At 40.0% G+C, this 20,968-nt stretch carries 17 protein-coding genes and 2 tRNA genes; 6 read left to right on the forward strand and 13 right to left on the reverse strand.

Annotated features, from left to right (window positions below; genetic code table 11):
- Positions 1–8: 8 nt before the first annotated feature.
- The 3 genes from H6G76_RS37305 to H6G76_RS26595 form a co-directional block, all read right to left on the reverse strand.
- Positions 9–203, reverse strand: a complete 195-nt coding sequence (locus H6G76_RS37305; protein WP_242056529.1) for a hypothetical protein — start codon at positions 201–203, stop codon at positions 9–11.
- 112 nt (positions 204–315) lie between these two features.
- On the reverse strand, positions 316–1,272 hold the full coding sequence (locus tag H6G76_RS26590; RefSeq protein ID WP_190707840.1) for an esterase family protein: 957 nt from the start codon (positions 1,270–1,272) through the stop codon (positions 316–318).
- 9 nt (positions 1,273–1,281) lie between these two features.
- A complete protein-coding gene (locus tag H6G76_RS26595; RefSeq protein WP_242056530.1) occupies positions 1,282–2,130 on the reverse strand; it encodes an alpha/beta fold hydrolase in 849 nt (282 codons plus the stop codon).
- Positions 2,131–2,326: 196 nt separating this feature from the next.
- On the opposite strand from H6G76_RS26595, the gene H6G76_RS26600 reads away from it, so the two are divergent.
- Positions 2,327–3,268, forward strand: coding sequence for a lysylphosphatidylglycerol synthase domain-containing protein (locus H6G76_RS26600; RefSeq protein WP_190707843.1), 942 nt, complete (start codon positions 2,327–2,329; stop codon positions 3,266–3,268).
- Between the two features lie 132 nt (positions 3,269–3,400).
- On the opposite strand, the gene H6G76_RS26605 is transcribed toward H6G76_RS26600, so the two are convergent.
- From H6G76_RS26605 to ffh, 10 genes are all read right to left on the reverse strand, one after another.
- Positions 3,401–3,472, reverse strand: a tRNA-Thr gene (locus H6G76_RS26605).
- A gap of 77 nt (positions 3,473–3,549) precedes the next feature.
- Positions 3,550–3,631, reverse strand: a tRNA-Tyr gene (locus H6G76_RS26610).
- 91 nt (positions 3,632–3,722) lie between these two features.
- On the reverse strand, positions 3,723–5,540 hold the full coding sequence (locus tag H6G76_RS26615) for an ABC transporter ATP-binding protein (RefSeq protein ID WP_190707846.1): 1,818 nt from the start codon (positions 5,538–5,540) through the stop codon (positions 3,723–3,725).
- Between the two features lie 88 nt (positions 5,541–5,628).
- Complete coding sequence (locus tag H6G76_RS26620) at positions 5,629–6,426, reverse strand: DUF6816 family protein (RefSeq protein WP_190707848.1); 798 nt, start codon at positions 6,424–6,426, stop codon at positions 5,629–5,631.
- Between the two features lie 291 nt (positions 6,427–6,717).
- Complete coding sequence (locus tag H6G76_RS26625) at positions 6,718–7,122, reverse strand: ChuX/HutX family heme-like substrate-binding protein (RefSeq protein ID WP_190707911.1); 405 nt, start codon at positions 7,120–7,122, stop codon at positions 6,718–6,720.
- A gap of 97 nt (positions 7,123–7,219) precedes the next feature.
- Positions 7,220–8,173, reverse strand: a complete 954-nt coding sequence (locus tag H6G76_RS26630; RefSeq protein ID WP_190707851.1) for a PhoH family protein — start codon at positions 8,171–8,173, stop codon at positions 7,220–7,222.
- A 278-nt stretch (positions 8,174–8,451) separates the two neighbouring features.
- Positions 8,452–8,628: a 30S ribosomal protein S21 gene (rpsU, locus tag H6G76_RS26635; protein WP_062292053.1), complete on the reverse strand. Its 177-nt coding sequence runs from the start codon at positions 8,626–8,628 to the stop codon at positions 8,452–8,454.
- A gap of 202 nt (positions 8,629–8,830) precedes the next feature.
- Positions 8,831–9,271 carry a KH domain-containing protein gene (locus H6G76_RS26640; protein ID WP_190707854.1) on the reverse strand — a complete coding sequence of 147 codons (441 nt, stop codon included), beginning with the start codon at positions 9,269–9,271 and terminating at the stop codon, positions 8,831–8,833.
- Positions 9,234–9,494 (reverse strand): 30S ribosomal protein S16, encoded by a 261-nt coding sequence (rpsP, locus tag H6G76_RS26645; RefSeq protein ID WP_190707857.1) that lies wholly within the window; start codon positions 9,492–9,494, stop codon positions 9,234–9,236. Before rpsP ends, H6G76_RS26640 begins: the two co-directional genes overlap by 38 nt.
- A gap of 205 nt (positions 9,495–9,699) precedes the next feature.
- The gene (gene ffh, locus H6G76_RS26650; RefSeq protein ID WP_190707860.1) at positions 9,700–11,166 is read right to left on the reverse strand and encodes a signal recognition particle protein; all 1,467 of its coding nucleotides are present in this window, start codon (positions 11,164–11,166) and stop codon (positions 9,700–9,702) included.
- 25 nt (positions 11,167–11,191) lie between these two features.
- Between ffh and H6G76_RS26655 the strand changes: the two genes are divergently transcribed.
- The 5 genes from H6G76_RS26655 (at position 11,192) to H6G76_RS26675 (ending at position 20,927) form a co-directional block, all read left to right on the forward strand.
- Complete coding sequence (locus H6G76_RS26655) at positions 11,192–11,371, forward strand: hypothetical protein (protein ID WP_190707863.1); 180 nt, start codon at positions 11,192–11,194, stop codon at positions 11,369–11,371.
- Between the two features lie 86 nt (positions 11,372–11,457).
- Positions 11,458–12,090 (forward strand): Uma2 family endonuclease, encoded by a 633-nt coding sequence (locus H6G76_RS26660; RefSeq protein ID WP_190707866.1) that lies wholly within the window; start codon positions 11,458–11,460, stop codon positions 12,088–12,090.
- Positions 12,091–12,232: 142 nt separating this feature from the next.
- The gene (locus H6G76_RS26665; protein WP_190707868.1) at positions 12,233–13,900 is read left to right on the forward strand and encodes an alpha-amylase family glycosyl hydrolase; all 1,668 of its coding nucleotides are present in this window, start codon (positions 12,233–12,235) and stop codon (positions 13,898–13,900) included.
- 278 nt (positions 13,901–14,178) lie between these two features.
- A complete protein-coding gene (locus H6G76_RS26670; RefSeq protein ID WP_190707913.1) occupies positions 14,179–15,201 on the forward strand; it encodes a spore photoproduct lyase family protein in 1,023 nt (340 codons plus the stop codon).
- A 314-nt stretch (positions 15,202–15,515) separates the two neighbouring features.
- On the forward strand, positions 15,516–20,927 hold the full coding sequence (locus H6G76_RS26675; protein ID WP_190707871.1) for an ATP-binding sensor histidine kinase: 5,412 nt from the start codon (positions 15,516–15,518) through the stop codon (positions 20,925–20,927).
- The last annotated feature ends 41 nt before the right edge of the window (positions 20,928–20,968 follow it).

Here is a 20,968-nt window from a genome sequence, read left to right on the forward strand (position 1 = left end):
TATTGACATTAAGTCCTAATAAGCGTCCTTTCTACCAACAAGGTCAAAGAGCTATGAGACTTATTCTGTCTGCATTCTAGCCCTTTTTGTAGCCCCTTAAGATCTAGTTGTGGCGCACCTAAGATAAAAACATAGTAATATGCTGCACTACTAAGGATAGCGATCGCACCTGCTAAACTTAGATAAAATTTAGAAATTTTCATATATTTATCAGCAGGGAAATTAAGAAGATTATATCCCCGACTTATTGAAGAAGTCGGGGATCTAGTTGTTCACATTAATCTATGACGAAATTTAAATCTACTGCTATCAAGATTAATGATTCTGTTGAGTTTTTGCTGGTTTAACACCTACATTATCAGCAGCATGGGCAATTTCTGCAATCCGAAATTGCTCGCCTACAAATGTTAGAGAATCTGCTAAGTGTTCCCGCCAGTATTGCCAAGTATGACTGCCAGGAAACTGCCGAAATAGATTATAAACTTTTTGTTGGCTAAGAACTTGAGAAAATTCTTTAGCATCATTTAATTCTTCGGTATCAGATTCGCCTGAATCTAGATAAATTCGCAATCTTTTTATAGCTGGCGATGGCAGAGTTTTGATATAAATGATTGGGCTATTTTGCGGGCCAGTTTTGTCTTTAAAGTAGCCACTATGACTAAATAAAATAGAAAAATTCTGCAAATTATGCAATCCAACATTCATTGCACCCCAACCACCAGAAGATAATCCACCCATCGCCCAAAAATCGGGATTAGGTAAAGTACGATAGCGACTCTGCACTATTTTTACTAGTTCATATCCTACTGCTGTGGAAACTTTACCATTAGGGCCGTCGATATATTGGGGATCAAAATAGGGGCTAGAACCGCGTTTATCGTTACCATCAGGCGTGATAATAATACTGGGTGGTAACTTACCTGTGGTGTAGAGTTTGGTCAGCGTTTTGAGTGCTTGTCCTTTTTTATCGCTGAACCAGTCAAGGGGTTCACCGTGTCCACCGTGGAGAAGGAAAATTACAGGGTAGTGTTGTTGGGGATTTTGGTCATAGCCAGGAGGTAAAGACACACCATAGGTGCGCTTTCCTAGCATTACTTTGCTGTCGTAAGATTCAATTTTATAGCTGAGAGGAATGGCTAAAGTACTAGCATTGGGTTGTGCTGGTAGGGAAGAAGCGATTATTTGTGGTGGTTTAGCAGCTATAGTTTCGGAATATTTACAGCCAACTAAAGTTAATGCTGAAATTAGTAATAGAATTTTTTTGTAGTTCATACTGAGAAATTAGACATAAATTTGTTTGTTTAACCAATCTGCGATCGCTTGATTAACTAACTCTGGACACTCTGCCATTACGAGATGTCCGGCTTTAGCAAAATGTAAATGAGTACCGTTTACAAAATGACTTGCTAACTCATCTCCCATTTTTTTAGTAAACATGGGGTCTTTTCCCGCAGTTATTACTAAAGTTGGAAGATGCAAATTTTGCGGTAGTGCATGACGGACAAAAAAGTTATAGTCCCAAAAAATTTCTAAGGATTTGTAAGCATCAAAATCAGTAGGTACAGGATTTTCAGCAAAAAACCTTTCCATGACACTATGACGGTAAGAAGTCGAGAGGAAGTTATTGAATATTTGCACTCCTGGTAAATGGTAAAGATGTCTACCACCCCAAGCCATCAACTTCATTAGCGGAATTTCCCACCAAGGTGCTAAATCATGAGTACCACCAGCAATGGCAATCATCGCACTTACTTTATGGTGTTGGGCAAATTCTAAACCGATAGGAACGCCATAACTATGACAGCACAATACAGGTGATTCGATGCCAAACTTATGCAACAATCGCACCAAATCTCGGCAATGTCGCCCAATAGAATAGCGTGAGTAACGGCTAGATAGTCCATGTCCTGCTAAATCATAGGCGAGAACTTCCCAACCTTGATGTTGGGCAAACTCATACTGCATTCTAAAGTTAAAATGATTGCCCATTCCTCCGTGGATAAAAACTATCGGCGGAGTCACACCAGGACTATGGCAAACTTGTAAATTTATTCCTCGCCGCAGGTGAATTGAGGAACCGACTAAGACATCTTCAAAAGAATCATCATCTGTCATGGAAAGTTGCTGCATTACTGGTTTAAAATTTGATGGTTTTACAGCAATAGCCAAGGCAGTTAGAACATCGGTAGATGATAAAACTTAGATAGAAAAAGACTTTTAACTCTGTCACCTGTTCACTGTCCCCTGCTATAGATCAAAAGCTTAAGCCTGTGATATGACAATGCTGTGTCAAGGTAATGGAATATTTGCGAATAGGATTAAAAGAATGCCTAAAAAGCTGCAACTGGAGTTTAGTTCTATATTTGGCTTGTTGCTGCTGGTGCTTTCTATATGGGCGATCGCCAACGAACTACGCGAGTATAATTATCATGATATTTTCAATGCGATCGCTGCAATTCCTCAACAACGATTGGCTTGGGCAATTGGGTTAACAGTTTTCGGCTATATAGTAATGGCTGGGTACGATATTTTAGGCTTTGCTTATATTAATCGTTCCCTGCACTGGCAAAAGATTGCTTTGACTAACTTTATTAGTTCTAGCTTTAGTAATACTATTGGTTTTGCCTTGTTGACTGGTAGTGCTATCCGCTATCGATTTTATTCTAAATGGCAAGTTTCACGAATTGCGATCGCTCAAATAATTGCATTCGTTAATTTCACTTTTTGGTTAGGAATGTTTACTGTTGCTGGGTTAATCTTTCTGATTCATCCTTTAAAAATTCCCACGCAGCTACATTTACCATTTACCACCGTGCGTCCTTTAGGTGTAATATTTCTCTGCTTAATTCTAATTTATTTAATCGCTAGTTTTACTATTAAACAACCATTAATTATTCGCAACCATGAATTCCGCTTTCCATCTTTCCCGATATCCCTGATGCAAATAATTATTTCTAGTCTTGATTGGATGTTTGCAGCAGCCGTACTTTATGCTTTATTACCTACTTACACGCCTTTAGCTTATCTAGACTTTTTAGGAATTTATTTACTAGCAATGTTTGCCGGTATTGTTAGTAATGTTCCTGGTGGGTTAGGCGTATTTGAAACAGTAATTTTATTAATTCTTTCTGCCAAAATTTCTGCGGTAGCAGTTTTAGGGTCAATGTTAGCTTATCGCGGTGTATATTACTTTTTACCTCTGCTATTAGCGACAGGTTTATTAACATTTGATGAGATTGGAGGAGGCAGAAGACAGGAGGCAGAATAATTTTAGATTTTGGATTTGTAATCTACAAATCTAAAATCTATTTGTTAACAGTGACAAAGATGTGTTAAAGTGACATCGTTCTGTCAACACTAACAAATAATTAGTTAATGCATAACAGTTTATCTAATCAAAAGCCCGTGACGAGGATTGAACTCGTGACCTCACCCTTACCAAGGGTGTGCTCTACCACTGAGCCACACGGGCAAAATGAGCTTCTTCGTTTTTTATTATAAGCTATAATTCTGGAATTACATACCAGATATTAATAACTTTGTGAGAGGTGGGCCGGGCTGGATTTGAACCAGCGTAGGCAAAGCCAGCGGATTTACAGTCCGCCTCCATTAACCACTCGGACACCGACCCGTTTCGTCTCACGATTTATCATAGTAGCAACAGAATTTAAAAAGTGCAAGCCTTTTTCAAAAAAAAGGCGGTGAACTTCACCGCCACCCACCTAATTTAGAAGTTCACCTGTTTCTTGCAGGGAGTGCAAGCGGCGGTAAATGCCCTCGTGACGCAAGAGTTCTTCGTGGCTACCGACTTCGACAATTCGCCCTTGATCTAATACCACAATCTTGTCTGCATCCCGTACTGTACTTAAACGGTGAGCAACCACGATAGTAGTACAAGTGCCTTGAATCGATCGCATCGCCATTTGAATTGAACGTTCCGACTCGTAATCTAGGCTAGATGTGGCTTCGTCAAAAATCAGTATGTCTGGTTCTACTAGCAACGCTCTAGCAATTCCTAAACGTTGTCTTTGTCCGCCAGACAGCCTCACGCCACGTTCGCCAACGATGGTGTAATAACCTTGGGGTAGGTGTTCCACTACCTCATCAACTCTGGCTATCCTACAGGCTTCTTGAACTTCCTCAAATGTGGCATTTGGTCTACCATAGGTGAGGTTATCCAAGACTGTACCGTTGAAAATATCTACTTCTTGGTGAACGATCGCCAACCTGCGTCTATACTTACCTACATCCAAGCTGCGAATATTTTGACCATCGATCAAAATTTGTCCTGCTTGGGGTTCAAAATAGCGCAACAGCAGTTTTACTAAAGTAGATTTGCCAGAACCAGAACGACCTACTAAAGCAATTGTTTGATAAGGTTCAATTAGCAGGTTGATATCTTGCAAAACTTGGCGGTTAGCATCATATCCAAAACTTACATGAGAAAATTCTACTTTGCCAGTAAATTTATAAGCTGATTCTGCCTCATTTTCTATTAAAAGACTGGATGTATCATCACTCGTTGGCTCTTGCAAAAATTCGTGAAACCGCAACATCGAAGAATAGCGACGAGCAAAAACTTCTGCCAAGGTGCTAATCGGTTCTAATTCAGCATATGCCATGCTCGAAAGTGTCAAAGTCATCACAAAATGACCAAGAGAAATTCTCCGGTGTACCGTTGCTACTAAGGTCAAACCTAAAATCGTAAATACACAAAACTGGATGACTGTCTTTTGCCAAGTTAGCAGTTTCACATAACTTTTGTGGATACGATGTTCGACTACTGTAAGCTCACGATTTAAACGTTGCTGTTGCCGTTGTAATTCCCTAGCTTCTGTAGCAAACGCTTTTACTGTTTTGATATTGGTGATTAATTCGGAAGTCCGACTTTCGGTATCTTCCATATATTTGTCCAAGCGTTCTTCGTGCCAAATTATTCGCCTTAAGTCTTTCAAGCTAAAGGCAAGGATAATTACAAAGGAGATTAGATATAAAATTGCAATTCGCCATTCAATAAATAAGATAAACCCAAAAATTCCCAGTACACGTAGCAGTTTGGGAATTAACTGTCCAGCGATTTCTGGATAAGTCCAAGTATGGTTAGAAACGCCTCTAGCCACTCTGCCAGCAATTCGTCCGGGGTTATTTACATCATAAAATTCTAGAGGAAGAGAAAGTATTTTTTCTATAGCTGTTTGATTTTTTTCTCTGCGCGACCTTAAAGCAATATCCCAATGAAACCAAGCCGTTAACCAAGGTTGTGTTGGCGCACGTACTACAGTTACTAAAAAAATTAACCCTAATAATACGCCTAAAGATAGAGTTTGATTAACGGGATAGTTGATGGTTTCTGAAAACGCAGCGATCGCACCTTGCAACGGTTTGTCTAATGGTTGGCCAGACAATATGTTTAAAATCTGCCCAATCGCATAAGGGACAACCAAATCAATAATTTCGTAAATACTTGACGCTGCAATACTGAAAACGCTCTGTTTCCAGTGGGGACGAAAATAATCAATAATATCTCGAAATTTTGCCATGTTAGATTTTGTCCAAGAGCGCGAGCTTGAGCTTGGACTTTTTATACTACAAATGTATTACACAAGAGTCAATAGCCAACCTGCTAAATCATTCTTCCGGAGGATTTGAGAGTTCTTCGGGATAAAATTCGAGGCGATAGCGATAAAGGGCGACTGGTCGAGAACCGGCTTGAAAGTAATCTGGGTCTTGAGGTGAAAGATAGACAGCAGTAACTTGATCTGCTTCTATTTTGGGATTACTTGTCGCTAGCTTATGGTAAGCTGTTGTCGATTCTACAGAATTAAAGTACGGACGAGAACCGCCTTTAAATAGTTGTTGAAATACTTCAGCAGTGATAAATTTACCATCAGAAATAGTTTCTGTACCACGGCTAGTAACGATGGAAACTAATTGACGTTCTCCGCGTAAAAATGTAATTTGCCGATTAGGATTGTCTGGATCTACTTTGACAGATAATACAGCTTCATCACCTAAATAAGCTTTGGCTAAATTCAAGCTATTAAACGCTCTATCTGCAACTAAAATTGGTGATTGATTATCGATTTTGGGAATAAATTTTAAGCTATTTATTACAGGCTGTTTTTCTTTAATAAACCTGACTAAAAAACTGACAGGTTGATTAAGTTGTTTGCGGTTACTTTCAAATCCAGGCGTAATAATATCTGGTGCTAAAGGTGCAGCTAAATCTATTAATGTACTTGTTACTTTCCAAGTACCTGCCATCCATTCAGGATAAACTAAATCGCCGGAAGCTGGCTGTACTGAAGTTAATTTGTTCCATTGCGGAAAGTTTGCCAAATGTTCAGATAGTTCGCCTGCTGCTGCATTCCCACCCCATCCCAGCAGGAATAAAACAACCAAGCATAAATTATAAATTAACCTCATATTAATTTTGGTTTTTAAAATAAAAGCAGTTAGAAACCGCGTCTACACAGACAAAACCCGCCTGCGCGGGTTTCAAACTATTAACTAATTTTTTAGTTCTTGTAGGTTGGGTAGAGCATAGCGTAACCCAAAAATTATGTTGGTTCCAATAGCCTTTGGGTGTCTAAGTTACACCAGACCTACGCTAATTATAAGCCTTGAGTCCGACATAATATCAAGCAATTGCCAAAAACGAAGCTTGTGTTGGGTTACGCTGTCGCTCCACTCAACCTACTACAAATGACAATTAGCTTATAACTCTACTGGCAAAGGTTGCCAAACTTCGCCATACTTTTCTTTTAAAGTCTGCCAAGCTTCTACTTGTCCTGGTTCATATTCTCCTGGTTTACCCCATTGCAAAAATAAGCTTAAAGCCGATTCTTGTTTCTCATCTAAAAAGCGGATGGCGTAAGTTGTAAAATTGCCACGTTTTGCTTCACCTGTTTCAAATTTCACCTGGGTAATTTTATCCATATTGAGGTGAAATTCAAAGCCTTCAGTGTGCATATTTGCATATTTACCTTTAGGCAATTCAGCATAAAATAGCTTTTCTATTTTGCCGCGTGCTTCTAATACAGCTGCACTGCTAGTTACGATTAATCGTAACGTTCCTAGAGTTTCACAGGCTTCTAAAAATTCTTTTAAATTTGCACTCATGATTATTTGTCCTTTGTTATTTGTCATTAGTCATTGGTCATTGGTCATTTGCCAGATGAAAATTTTTGACTATTGACTGTTGACCTTTGACTAATAACTATTTTTCATACTTTTCGTAAGCAGCAACAATTCGCTGTATTAGGGGATGACGTACTACATCTTTTTGGGTGAATTCACAAAAAGCAATACCTTCAACGTGTTTTAAAATGTCTATGGCTACTGAAAGTCCTGATTGTTGATTATGGGGCAAATCAGTTTGTGTCGTGTCACCTGTAATCACCATCCGAGAACGGAAACCCAAACGGGTCAATACCATTTTCATTTGCGCGGGTGTAGTGTTTTGGGCTTCATCCACAATGACGAAAGCATTATTGAGAGTGCGTCCCCGCATATAAGCCAGTGGTGCGACTTCAATGATGCCACGTTCCATTAAATTGGGGACTTTTTCAACATCGATAAATTCGTAAATCGCATCGTAAAGCGGACGCAGATAAGGATTGATTTTCTGCTGTAAATCTCCTGGTAAGAAGCCCAACTTTTCGCCTGCTTCAACGGCTGGACGAGTCAAAATCAGTTTTTCAACTTGATTAGCCAGCAATGCTTGAACGGCAACAACTACAGCGAGATAAGTTTTACCTGTACCAGCAGGCCCAGTGCAGAAGGTAACGTCACGTTTGCGTATTGCCTCAATGTATTGTCGTTGACGAAATGTTTTAGCGCGGACTTCTTCACCACGACGCGTTTTGGCGAGAACATCTCGACGCAGTTCTTGTAGTTGGTCTTCTTGATGGCTATCTAAGGCTTGACGAGCTGTTAAAATATCGGCACTGGAAATATTATTGCCTTTAATCCAAAGGTCTTCAAGCGATCGCACTAATCTAGAAGCTAGGCTAATCTGTGCATCTGTACCAGAAATATGCAATTCCTGTCCGCGTAGCACTAACATCGCGCCTGTTTGCCGAGACAAGATTTTGAGATTTTCTTCACCATCACCTGCAAGGGCGATCGCACTCGGAATATTAGGCAGCTGAATTGTTAAGGCATCTGCCATAGTTATTTCTTAAATGTGTGAGGAGGAATTTTGAACAATGGTCTAGTATTGAGGCTTTTATTACAGTATTTTTACATTATTTTAAGCTGATGAGTCATTTTTCCTGTTGGAATCTCAATGACTATCTTGGCATTTTCATTTGGTTTTTTATATACAAGACAGTTTATTTAATTTTCTACTATTTTTTTAGTAGAGTAGAGACGCGATCGCGTCTCTACTTTGTTGAGGTGGAAACTAATAAAATTTGCCAACCTCAAATTGCACTTTGGTGTAACCAATTAATAACGGACACCTTTACGTGCAGCTTCCGCTTTACGCTTACGGCGTAGACTGGGCTTTTCGTATCTTTCTCGGCGTTTAACTTCAGATAAAATCCCGGCCCTTTGAATTTTCTTTTTAAAACGTCTTAGTGCCGAGTCAATTGTCTCATTTTCACCCAAACGAACTTCAGCCACTCCCTAGTTTCACCCCCTGACAGAGATTTAGAAGTTGCATTCAACAATAGCATTTAGAAATAAAGAAAATGGGGGAAGGTAGGAGTTGAAGCATCAAGGCTAAAGGAAAAAAGTTCATACTAGCCTGCGGTAAGCCACCCAAAGGGTGTCTACACACTTTACACTTCAGACTTTTTCTCCCTCATCTTCCTTTCTCTCTAGTTTAAACCGAGCGGGAACGGGGTTTAGCAATAGGTCTACTAGGCCCGTCTCCGCTTCTTTCTCTCGTTCTTGGCGGTGGTGTTCGCTCTTCGCGGTCTTCATCAAAAGACATCCCATCTCGCCCCATAGCGGCACTGCCATAGATATCCAGGTACACTGATTGTCCAGCAAGCTCCGCAGCAGCAGCAATTACTGTGCGAATCGCCTGAATATTGCGTCCACCGCGACCAAATACTTTGCCTTTATCTGCACTGTCAAAAGCAATGCGAATCCAAACCTTTTTCAGGGTGTGAGAAATTTCACAATCGACGCTTAAAGTCTCTGGAGATTCTAAAAACGGCTGCACTAAAAATTTAACTAGTCCAACATAGTCGGGACTAGCTGTTGGAAATTGTGTGTTGACGTTATGATGCGGGTTGGGCACTGACCTGTTCAAAAACATTAGCTTTTACTAAAATGCGACGTACTGTGTCAGTGGGTTGAGCGCCTTGTTGTAGTCGCTTGACGATGCCAGGAACGTCTAGTCGCACTTCATCAGTTCTGGGGTTGTAAAAGCCCAGTTCTTCTAGAGGACGACCATCTCGGCGAGAGATGCTATTCATGGCGACAATGCGGTAACTAGCTTCCCGCTTTTTTCCGTATCGCTTCAAGCGCAGTTTGATCATGTTGAAGAATCGTTCTCCTGTTTGTTGGTATTTTTTGCAGCAATTAGCCTAGAAAGTAATTATAACTTCCCATGCTGAAATGCTCATTTTAACACTTGAACAGTGTTTACGGCTATTAAGTTAAGGCAATAGGGAGTAGGCAATAGGCAATAGGCAAGAGAAAAGTTCTCTACTGTAACCTGTAACCTGTAACCTGTTTCCTGTTCTAAAGACTCCCAAAGCCTTTTTTCTTTTTGTCCTTGGGTTTCTTTTTCTTTGTACCACCGCCGCCGCTATTGTAACCGCGCCATCCGGGGGCGGCGGGGCGGTTGCCTGCGCCTGCGAAAGCATTACCCATACCACCGCCAAACATACCTCCTGGCATACCAGGGAAGTTACCTTGACCCATTTGTTGCATGAGCGATCGCATTTTTTGGAAGTCTGCTACCAGCTTGCTGACATCTGATTCTTTGTAACCAGAACCACTCGCTACCCGTCGTCGCCGGCTGGGAGAACTTGCCAACAAATCAGGGTCTTTACGTTCCTGCTTGGTCATGGAGTTAATCATCGCTTCGCAGCGTTTTAACTGAGTTTCTCCCTGCTTCAGTTGGTCATCTGACAGCTTGCCCATACCAGGAATCAACTTCATGATTCCTCCCAGCGACCCCATATTTTTCAACAGGCGCAGCTGTTTGAGAAAGTCAGTAAAGTCAAACTTCGCCGACAGAATTTTTTCCTGCATTTGCTCGGCATCTGCCAAGTCAATTTCTTCTTGGGCTTTTTCTACCAAAGTCAGCACATCGCCCATTCCCAAAATCCGCGATGCCATACGGTCGGGGTAGAAAGGTTGCAGGGCTTCGACTTTCTCGCCGATACCGACAAATTTGATGGGTGCGCCGGAAATCTGGCGGACTGACAACGCCGCACCACCTCGGCTATCACCATCTAACTTGGTGAGAATTGCGCCTGTAATTCCGATTTGTTCGTGGAAGGTGCGGGTGAGGTTGGCAGCTTCTTGACCAGTCATTGCGTCCACGACAAGTAGAGTTTCGTGGGGTTGGACTGTTTCTTTGATGCGGGCTAATTCCGCCATCATGTCTTGGTCAATTTGCAAACGACCAGCAGTATCGATAATTACTGTATTTACACCTTCTGCCTTGGCGCGTTCTACACCTTGACGGGCAATTTCCACAGGGTCTGCATCGCTACCTAAATCAAATACTGGTACGTCAATTTGTTTACCCAAGGTGATCAACTGATCAATTGCGGCTGGGCGATATACGTCTGTAGCGACTAGTAAACAGCTACGGTCTAATTTACGAAGATGTAAAGCTAACTTGGCGGTGGCGGTGGTTTTACCAGTACCTTGCAACCCAGCCATTAACACAACTGTAGGCTTTTGTTCAGTTTCTGCCAGGGGAACGTTTTCTTCCCCCATCACCTGCACCAATTCATCGTAAACAATCTTGATGAACTGCTGGTCAGGGCGCACGCCAGAAATTACCTCGGCTCCCTGCGCCTTGGCTTCAACTTCGCTAATAAAATCTTTGACTACCTGGAGGTTGACATCTGCTTCCAACAAAGCGCGGCGGACTTCTCGCAAAGCCTCTTGAATGTTGGATTGCGAAATTTTATCTTGACCTCGTAGCTTTTTCCAAGCGGATTCTAAACGGTCTGCTAATGCATCAAACATATCTTAGTTACTAGTTATTTAGCCAATGGGGAAGCCTGCATCGCCAAGCAACGATACAGAATTTCCGGTAGAATTTGAACGTGCTATCTACCAGCTTAGTAGTTTTCACTCCGACTTGAGCAACTATATACCTACTTGGGCTGGGGTGGTAAACCGTATTTTATGTGTAAATATTGATTTTTGCCGCGTGCGATCGCTTTCTTAGCTTGGCATATTAACAGTAGTATTCAAATAACAAATTTTTCTTTTATTTATCAATTAAATTAAAAATAAAGCTATCAAAATATCGCTATGGCTAGTAACATTCTGCTGCAAGCTGAAGAGATTATTCACCTCTCTGGTATCAGTTGGCAAACCTATGAAAATTTACTAAATGAGCTTAGTGCTAGTCGCCGCCTTCGGCTTACTTATAATCGAGGTAATCTTGAAATTATGGTTCCTTCGCCTGAACATGAACGTTATAAAAAAATCCTGGGTCGCTTTGTTGAAACTCTATCTGAAGAATTAGAAATTAGTATTGACCCTCTTGGTTCTACTACTTTCAAACGACCTGACTCTATTGGGGCAGAACCAGACGAATGCTTTTATATTGGAAATATCAATGTAATTAGAGGTAAAAAGAGAATTGATTTACAGCTAGATCCGCCGCCTGATTTAGTAATTGAAATTGATATTACCAGTGGTTCTAAAAACAGATTTGAAGTTTATGCAGCTATGGGTGTGCCTGAAATTTGGCTTTATAATGGCACAAAATTTACTATTAATATACTGCAAAATAATGAATATGTATCTGTTAACCAGAGTTTAGCTTTTCCTAATCTCCCTTTGCTAGAAATTGCTGATTTTTTAGCACAGGTTGAGCAAAAAGATTATTTAGACTTGGTTCGAGAATTTCGTAACTGGGTAAAAAGCAAAAAAAATTAGTACAACTATAATACCACTAATATGTTTAATGAAAACATATTGATATCATCCTTAACTCTTATTTCTTAAGAAAGACGTTTTTTATTAATTTATATTACAAAATCAAAATGAGTATATTAAGAAAAATCCTGCAAAACTAGAAATGGCGAACTTGATAGAATTTGAATTATTTGCTCCTAGAAATGAAAAAGCTGCTTTAATTGGCTCATTTTCTGACTGGAAAGAGATACCTTTAGAAAAGCATGAAGATGGTTATTTCCGGACTCAAATAGCATTAGCAGATGGAGTATATCAATATAAGTTTCGGATTCAGTCAAAAAGCCCACAATTTGCCGATAAATGGATAGATGTGATTGACCCTTATGCTACTGATGTAGATGAACACAAAAAGCAGGGCATAGTTAAAATCAAAGACGGTCAACGTATAGTAGATACATATGTTTGGCAACATGATGACACGCTACTACCGAGTAATGAAGAATTAGTAATATATGAAATGCACGTTGCCGATTTTACTGGGAATGATGCTGATATCGAAAAACGAGGCAAGTATCAAGGAGCGATCGCCAAGTTAGATTATCTTAAAGAATTGGGAATAAATGCCATTGAATTAATGCCAGTGAATGAGTATCCTGGCGATTATAGTTGGGGTTATAAAGTTCGCCATTTCTTTGCAACAGAATCAAGTTACGGTTCAACAGAAGATTTAAAACAGTTTATTGATGAGTGTCACAGCAGAGGCATTCGTGTTTTTCTCGATGGAATTTATAATCACACCGATGAAGAATGTCCATTAATGCTAATTGATCGTAATTATTGGTATTACGAACATATGCATTATCCCGAAGACCCAGATAATTACTGGGGGCCGGAGTTTAACTACGATAATTACGATGAGAAATTAGATATCAAACCCGCATGGAAATATGTTGGTGATGTAGTAAAATTTTGGGTTGAAGAGTATCACATTGATGGGATTCGGTTTGATGCAGTGCGTCAATTGGCTAACTTTGAATTTTTAAATTGGTTAGCTAAAAATGCCAAAAATAGTACTGCACCAAAGCCATTTTATAATATTGCCGAACACATTCCTGATACCAGTACAGTAGTCAAGCCAGATGGCCCATTAGATGGTTGTTGGCATGAGAGTTTTCATTATTTTGTGATTCCTCATGTTTGTGGGGAAAAGTTTGAGCTAGAAAAGATAATGCAGGTTTTAGACCCTAGAAGGCAAGGATATCAAACTAGTATCAATGTCATCAATTATTTAGCAACTCACGATCGCGAACATATATTGAGAGAATTAGGCGATCGCGGTATCTTTGGCAAAGATGCCTTCACAAGAGCTAAATTAGCCGCAGTCCTATTAATGACAGCGATGGGTATACCCATGCTATGGATGGGAGATGAATTCGGCGAATATCAGCAAAAAAGCGAGGATGTAACTAAACCCAAAAAAATTAACTGGTCGTTATTAGAAAAAGACGAGAATAGTGATTTATTCGAGCATTATAAAAAACTGATCGCTTTACGCCGAGAAAATCCAGCATTGCATACTGACAATATTGAGTTCTTCCATACCAACGCCGAAGCTAAAGTATTGTCCTTTGTTCGTTGGAATGATACAGGTTCTCAAGTCGTCGTTGTAGTTAATTTCTCTGACCAGGATTTAAATAATTATAAAATTGCAAAATTCCCTGTGGCTGAGTCTTGGTTTGATTGGTTTAGCAACAGTGAGGTAGCAGTTGAAAATGATAGTTTAGTTACTAACATCCCCAGCTATACAGCTAAGATATTTGTTGCACAATAGTTTCAGGCAAGAGGGAATAGGCAATAGGCAACAGTGCTTTCTATTCTCTTTTGCCTGTTTCTGGTTTACTTTTAAAAGTAGGAAATTACTACTCCTAAGATGAGTAGTAACCGCTTAATTTAAAACTAGAAGATTCTAAAATAGAAGTAAGTCAAAAGTTAGAGCTATAACCGCAACAAGTTCTAAAAAAGTAATTGCAGATATTAATAAGAATGCTGAATACAATTCAAGAAGATGTGTTAGCGACAGAGACAAAAACACGGCCTGTTAGGTTGTGGATGCCTGAACGGGTAATGTTTACACCAGCCGCTTTAGATGAGCCTTGGGGAAAGCAGATTTATGAGCGATTGCGATCGCTCAACCTCCCCATAGAAGAGTTACCACGTAATCGTTTAACAGGTTTGCGCGGCGAAAGCGATCGCGCCACTTACGATATTGCCAAGCGTACCCTCGCCGTTGTGACTGCACCACCCAGTCAATTTAAGCTGAGTCCTATCCCCCCGTCTGCTGACTGGCAATTTCACCTTGCTGAGGGTTGTCCTGCACATTGCCAATACTGTTATCTAGCTGGGAGTTTATCTGGCCCGCCTGTGATTCGTACCTATGCCAACTTACCGCAAATATTAGAGAATTTGGCAGCTTACGAGCGACCAGGACAGATTACAACTTATGAGGTTAGTTGTTATACTGACCCCTTGGGAATTGAGCATTTAACAGGTAGTCTGGCTGAATGTATCCGTTATTTTGGCACTCGTGAAGATGCTCATTTACGTTGGGTATCCAAGTTTGATGCAGTAGATAATTTACTTGACTTACCGCACAACGGTCATACTCGCTGCCGTGTGAGCGTGAATGCTGCACCGATTTCGGGTAAATTTGAAGGCGGTACAGCCTCAGTAGCGTCGCGGCTGGCGGCGTTGCGTAAGTTAGCATTACCAAAAGCAAGTGGCGGTGGTGGCTACCCAGTTGGGCTGGTGATTGCACCAATTATGCCTATAGAAGATTGGCAAATGCACTACAGCCGATTGTTTGACTCGATTAGCGCAGCACTAGATATGGAATGCGACCTGACTTTTGAGCTAATCTCGCACCGCTTTACACCAGGGTCAAAAGAAGTGTTGCAGACTTGGTATCCGCAATCGAAACTCGATATGGATGAGGAGAAACGCACCATCAAACGCAATAAGTTTGGCGGGGTTAAGTATGTTTATGACGCTGACACTATGAAGACGATGAAACGCTTTTTTGAGAGTGAGATTCAACGGCGTTTTCCCAATGCCAATATTTTATATTGGACTTAGCCCTTAAAACAGTGAACAGGGACTTAAACCCAAAGATAAACACCTCATTCTTTACTGATAACTGATAACTGTTAAAGTAAGGCCTGAGCAGTACAAAATCCCCGAACAGCTTCGCTAAACTGCTAATTTTGTTCCATCAATGCCATATGTCCACCAGGCTTGATGGTAACTCTATATTTATGCGATCGCTTGCTTTCAGCAACGCCGGGGATATTATTACATCTTCTATTGCCAATCTAAAAAATACTTTGAAATTATGAATTTTTTCAGATAAATGGGAAAACTAAGGCCAGAGATTTTCCAAATTTGGCCTTATGGTTAGTACAAGAGTCAGTATTCCCGGATACCATTTAGTTGAAAAAATATACAATGGTTCTCGAACAGTAGTTTATCGAGGATATCGTGAAGCTGATTCCTTAGCTATAGTGATTAAACTGCTTAAAAATCCTTATCCCAGCTTCAATGAATTAGTGCAGTTTCGCAATCAGTATACTATTGCTAAAAATCTCAATTCACCGTTGATTATTCAAACCTATAGCTTAGAAGCGTATCAAAATAGCTATGGGTTGGTAATGGAAGATTTTGGCGGAATTTCTTTGAAACAATGGATTACCCAAGAAAAAACTGCACCATCTTTAAGAGACTTTTTACAAATAGCGATCGCTCTGTGCAGTACCTTAGAAATACTTTACCATCAGAAAATTATTCATAAAGATATCAAACCCAGCAATATATTAATTAATCCCGAAACTAAACAAATTAAATTAATAGACTTTAGCATTGCATCTCTACTACCAAGAGAAACTCAAACTCTCGTCAATCCTAATGTCTTAGAAGGGACACTAGCTTATATTTCTCCAGAACAAACCGGAAGAATGAACCGGGGAATTGACTACCGCAGTGACTTTTATTCTTTGGGCGTTACTTTTTACGAATTACTTACAGGTGAATTACCCTTTCAATCAAACGACCCGATGGAATTGGTGCATTGCCATATTGCTAAAATGCCTGCATTAGGGAGCAGAGAAGAAGTTCCCCAGATGCTTTCTGATATTGTCATGAAGTTGATGGCGAAAAATGCTGAAGACCGCTATCAAAGTGCATTAGGCTTGAAATTTGATTTAGAAAATTGTTGGCATCAACTCCAGTCAATAGGGGAAATTAAGAGTTTTCTAATTGCTCAAAAAGATGTGTGCGATCGCTTTATTATCCCTGATAAACTCTATGGCAGAGACGCAGAAATAGCAACTCTCCTGCAAGCATTTGATAGAGTTAGCCTTGGTGCAACTGAAATGATTTTAGTTGCTGGCTTTTCCGGGATTGGGAAAACAGCAGTAGTCAACGAAGTGCATAAACCAATTGTGCGACAACGGGGCTATTTTATTAAAGGGAAATATGACCAATTTCAACGTAATATCCCCTTGAGTGCCTTTGTCCAAGCCTTCCGAGATTTAATTGGGCAATTATTAACCGAAAACGATGTCCAAATCCAGCAATGGAAAAATAAGATATTAGATGCTGTTGGCGAAAATGGACAGGTAATTATTGAAGTCATTCCTGAATTAGCAAAAATTATTGGTCAACAGCCACCTGTGCCAGAATTATCAGGAACAGCCGCACAAAATCGCTTTAATTTATTATTCCAAAAATTTACTCAAGTTTTTACTAGTGCTGAACATCCATTAGTTATATTTTTAGATGATTTGCAATGGGCTGATTCGGCATCCCTAATGTTGATGCAATTATTAATGGCTGATACAAAACATCTTTTATTAATTGGTGCTTATCGTGATAACGAAGTCCACCAAGCACACCAATTAATTTTGACTTTGAATGATATTCAAACAACAGCAGCCACGATTAATACCATTACATTAGCACCGTTGAGTCAAGATGAAGTTGAGCAATTAGTTACTGATACCCTTAAATCTCCCAAAAATTTAGCTTTACCTCTGGCTATACAGGTATATCAAGAAACTAAAGGTAATCCTTTTTTTGCTATCCAGATACTCAAAGCATTATACGAAGATGGATTAATTCAATTTAAATTTGAGTCAGGATACTGGCTATATAATATCACACAAACAAATCAGCAGGCGGTTACAGATGATGTTGTGCAATTCATGGTATCTCAATTACAAAAACTGCCGCAATCAACTCAAAGAGTTCTACAATTAGCCGCTTGTATTGGCAATCAATTCGATTTATTAACTTTAGCAATTGTTTTTGAAGAATCAGAAATTGAAACGGCTGCTAGTTTATGGAAAGCTTTGCAGGAAGGTTTGATTTTACCTATTAGTGATGTTTATAAATTTTATCAAGGCGAAACTGATGAGCAAATAGCGCAGTCCAATGAGAATCTTAGTAAAAATTTAGCCAAATATAAATTTTTACATGACAGAGTTCAACAAGCTGCCTATTCTCTAATTCCTGAACATCAAAAACAAGCGACTCACCTGAAAATTGGGCAATTGCTGCTGCAAAAATCCTCTTTAATAGAACAAGAAGAAAAACTGTTTGATATTGTTGGGCATTTAAATCTCGGACAAGATTTAATTACTCAATCAACAGAACGCGAAAGCTTGGCTCAACTTAACTTAGCAGCAGGAAAAAAAGCTAAAAATTCTACCGCTTATGCTGCGGCGAGAGCTTATTTTCAGGCTGGGATAGAACTACTCATAGCCAATTGCTGGCAAGAGCAATATGAATTAACCCTAAATCTTTATGTTGCCGCCGCCGAAGCTGCTTATTTAAATGCTGACTTTGATGGTATGGAACAAATAGCGCAAGAGGTGTTGCATTCAGCCCAGAGTGCTTTAGATAAAGTAAAAATTTACGAAATTCAAATTGCGGCTCAGACAGCCCAAACCAGACATTTAGCTGCGATCGCAGTGGGTAGAGATGCACTCTCACAATTGGGAGTTGAGCTACCAATGCAGCCCAATGATGCTGAGATTGGTAAAGCTTTACAAATTCTCGCAACTCAACTTGCAGACAAACGCATTGAGGAATTGGCTGACTTACCTATAATGTGCGATCGCCAGGCACAAGCAGCTATGCAACTTTTAGGAATGTTGTTTGCACCCGTATTCCAGGGAATGCCGGGATTATTGCCCTTAATTAGCTCTAAAATGGTGATTTTATCGCTACAGTTTGGCAATGCGCCCGCCTCGACGGTGGGATATGTACTTCATGGTATGGTGCTATGTGCCTTTTTAGGAGAGGTTGACTCAGGCTATGCCTTTGGGCAATTGGCATTACATTTGCTAGAGCGGTTCAATGTGCCGGAATTAAAATCGACAATTTTAATTTTGTTTGGTGGCTTTATTCAGCATCGTCAAGAGAGCTTTTTGGCAACAATACCAACGCTAAAAGATGGTTTTACGTCTGGTATGGAAACAGGCGATTTTTTACACGCTGGCTATAATGTCTGCTGTTACAGTTATGCAGGCTTTTGGAGTGGTACAGAATTAAACAATTTGGAATTAGATATAGCCTCTTACAATGCTGCCTTGACTAAAGCGAAGCAACATTCTGCCCAAACTTATGTAAGTGTAATGCGACAAGCGGCAGAAAACTTGAGGGAACCGCGAAGTCAGCCAGATTGTTTGAGTGGCACTATCTATGATGAACTGACGATGCTACCCAAACATTACCAAGCTAATGAGCTAACAGTGATTGCCGAGGTTTATACCTACAAACTATTGCTGGCTTATTCTTTCGGTAATTACAAGGCAGCGATCGACTACATAGACGCAGGCAAGGCGTATTTGCTGGCAGTATCAGGACTAATTTTTATCCCAATTTCCCATTTTTATACAGCCCTGACATACTTGGCAGTATCTCGCACTCAGCCAGAAATTCTCGCCCAAGTGGAAATTCATCAAAATACACTACATAAATGGGCGCAATCTGCTCCGATGAATTATCTGCATAAATGGCATTTAGTTGAGGCAGAAAAACAACGAGTTTTGGGTAATAAAGCAGATGCAATTGAACATTACGATCGCGCCATCTCTCTAGCTAATGCTAACGGCTACATCCAAGAAGAAGCACTTAGCAATGAGCTTTGCGCTCAATTTTACTGCGACTGGGGTAAAGACAAGGTGGCTCAAGTGTATATGCAGCAGGCATATTACTGTTACGCTCGTTGGGGAGCCAAAGCTAAAGTTGCAGATATGGAAAAACGTTATGCCCCATTACTCGCTTCTATTATCCAGCAGACTCGCTCTCCTTTCTCAACTAACGATACACTCTTCACCTTAGGCAGTAGCACTGTCGCCAGTTCTCATACTTCCAGCAGTAGTAGTGTTTCTTCAGCTTTAGATTTAAGCACTATTCTCAAAGCTTCTCAAACTATTTCCAGCGAAATTGAACTCGAAAAACTGCTTTCATCATTGCTGCATATCGTGATTGAAAATGCTGGGGCAGATAAGTGTGTATTAATGCTGGTAGAGTCAGGTAATTTATTGATTAGGGCATTAGCCCAACTGAATGTTAGTGCTATTGAATACGAGGTAAATCCCACAGTTAAATTTTCTTCAATGTTGCTCAACTCACAGCCAGTTACAGAGTCAAAATATGTGCCAATTGGCTTAATTAATACTGTCAAACGCAGTTTAGAACCAGTAGTAATTATTGATGCTGCTGTACATTTGCAATTAATTAATGACCCCTACATTCAGCAACAACAACCTAAGAGTATTTTGTGCAGTCCGATATTAAATCAAGGAAAGTTGCTGGGCTTGTTGTACTTAGAAAATAATCTTGCGGTTGGGGCGTTTACTCATGAGCGCGTTAAAGTACTCAATTTGCTATGCGCTCAAGCTGCCATCTCTTTAGAAAATGCCCGACTCTATCAACAAGCAGGTCAGGCACTAATTGATTTACAACAAGCACAATTACAAATGGTGCAAAATGAAAAGATGTCTGCGCTAGGTAATTTAGTGGCTGGGGTAGCGCATGAAATGAATAATCCCCTTGGTTTTATTGCTGCTAGTCTCAAACAAGCTAAACCTAGTATTGATGATTTGATTGAACACTTGAAACTATATGAGCAAACTTTCCCCGCACCCGGAGATGAAATTATCGATCATGCCGAAGGCATCGACTTAGAGTTTACCTTAGAAGACTTACCTAAGATAATTAATTCCATGACTATGGCGTGCGATCGCCTCAAGAATATTAGTATTAGTCTCCGCACTTTCTCTCGTGCTGATAAAGACTACAAAGTACCATTTAATATTCATGAAGGCATTGACAGTACAGTTTTAATTCTCAAACATCGGCTCAAAGCTAACGAACAACGTCCAGCAATTGAAGTTACAACCCATTATGATAAATTATCTCAAGTTGAATGTTTTCCTGGACAATTGAATCAGGTATTTATGAATATTCTGGCGAATGCTATTGACGCTTTAGAAGAAGCAAATCATGGACGTAGCTATGAGGAGATTGAAGCCAATCCCAACCAGATAAAAATTACAACCTCGCTCAAAGATAACTTCGTTCAAGTTGCCATTGCTGATAATGGTACTGGCATAAGTGAAGAAACCCAACGTAAAATATTTGACAATTTATTTACTACTAAAAGTGTGGGTAAAGGAACAGGTTTAGGATTAGCGATCGCCAAATCCATTGTTGTCGAAAAACATCAAGGAACCCTAACAGTTAATTCTACACTGGGCGAAGGAACCGAATTTGTCATAAATTTGCCGGTTCTCTAAAAATCCCATCTGATTTATAGCGATAGCCCAGTAGTGTTAAG

This window comes from Nostoc sp. FACHB-152 (genome assembly GCF_014697475.1).
GTDB lineage: Bacteria > Cyanobacteriota > Cyanobacteriia > Cyanobacteriales > Nostocaceae > Nostoc_B.

Bases quoted from the DNA above. Each gene is read 5' to 3' on its own strand.
- rpsP (WP_190707857.1), bottom strand. From the start codon at position 9,494: ATGATCAAACTGCGCTTGAAGCGATACGGAAAAAAGCGGGAAGCTAGT.
- H6G76_RS26600 (WP_190707843.1), top strand. From the start codon at position 2,327: ATGCCTAAAAAGCTGCAACTGGAGTTTAGTTCTATATTTGGCTTGTTG.
- H6G76_RS26665 (WP_190707868.1), top strand. From the start codon at position 12,233: ATGGCGAACTTGATAGAATTTGAATTATTTGCTCCTAGAAATGAAAAA.
- H6G76_RS26660 (WP_190707866.1), top strand. From the start codon at position 11,458: ATGGCTAGTAACATTCTGCTGCAAGCTGAAGAGATTATTCACCTCTCT.
- H6G76_RS37305 (WP_242056529.1), bottom strand. From the start codon at position 203: ATGAAAATTTCTAAATTTTATCTAAGTTTAGCAGGTGCGATCGCTATC.
- H6G76_RS26595 (WP_242056530.1), bottom strand. From the start codon at position 2,130: ATGCAGCAACTTTCCATGACAGATGATGATTCTTTTGAAGATGTCTTA.
- ffh (WP_190707860.1), bottom strand. From the start codon at position 11,166: ATGTTTGATGCATTAGCAGACCGTTTAGAATCCGCTTGGAAAAAGCTA.
- H6G76_RS26655 (WP_190707863.1), top strand. From the start codon at position 11,192: ATGGGGAAGCCTGCATCGCCAAGCAACGATACAGAATTTCCGGTAGAA.
- H6G76_RS26675 (WP_190707871.1), top strand. From the start codon at position 15,516: ATGGTTAGTACAAGAGTCAGTATTCCCGGATACCATTTAGTTGAAAAA.
- H6G76_RS26630 (WP_190707851.1), bottom strand. From the start codon at position 8,173: ATGGCAGATGCCTTAACAATTCAGCTGCCTAATATTCCGAGTGCGATC.
- H6G76_RS26590 (WP_190707840.1), bottom strand. From the start codon at position 1,272: ATGAACTACAAAAAAATTCTATTACTAATTTCAGCATTAACTTTAGTT.
- H6G76_RS26670 (WP_190707913.1), top strand. From the start codon at position 14,179: ATGCCTGAACGGGTAATGTTTACACCAGCCGCTTTAGATGAGCCTTGG.
- H6G76_RS26625 (WP_190707911.1), bottom strand. From the start codon at position 7,122: ATGAGTGCAAATTTAAAAGAATTTTTAGAAGCCTGTGAAACTCTAGGA.
- H6G76_RS26620 (WP_190707848.1), bottom strand. From the start codon at position 6,426: ATGAGGTTAATTTATAATTTATGCTTGGTTGTTTTATTCCTGCTGGGA.
- H6G76_RS26615 (WP_190707846.1), bottom strand. From the start codon at position 5,540: ATGGCAAAATTTCGAGATATTATTGATTATTTTCGTCCCCACTGGAAA.
- H6G76_RS26640 (WP_190707854.1), bottom strand. From the start codon at position 9,271: ATGTTTTTGAACAGGTCAGTGCCCAACCCGCATCATAACGTCAACACA.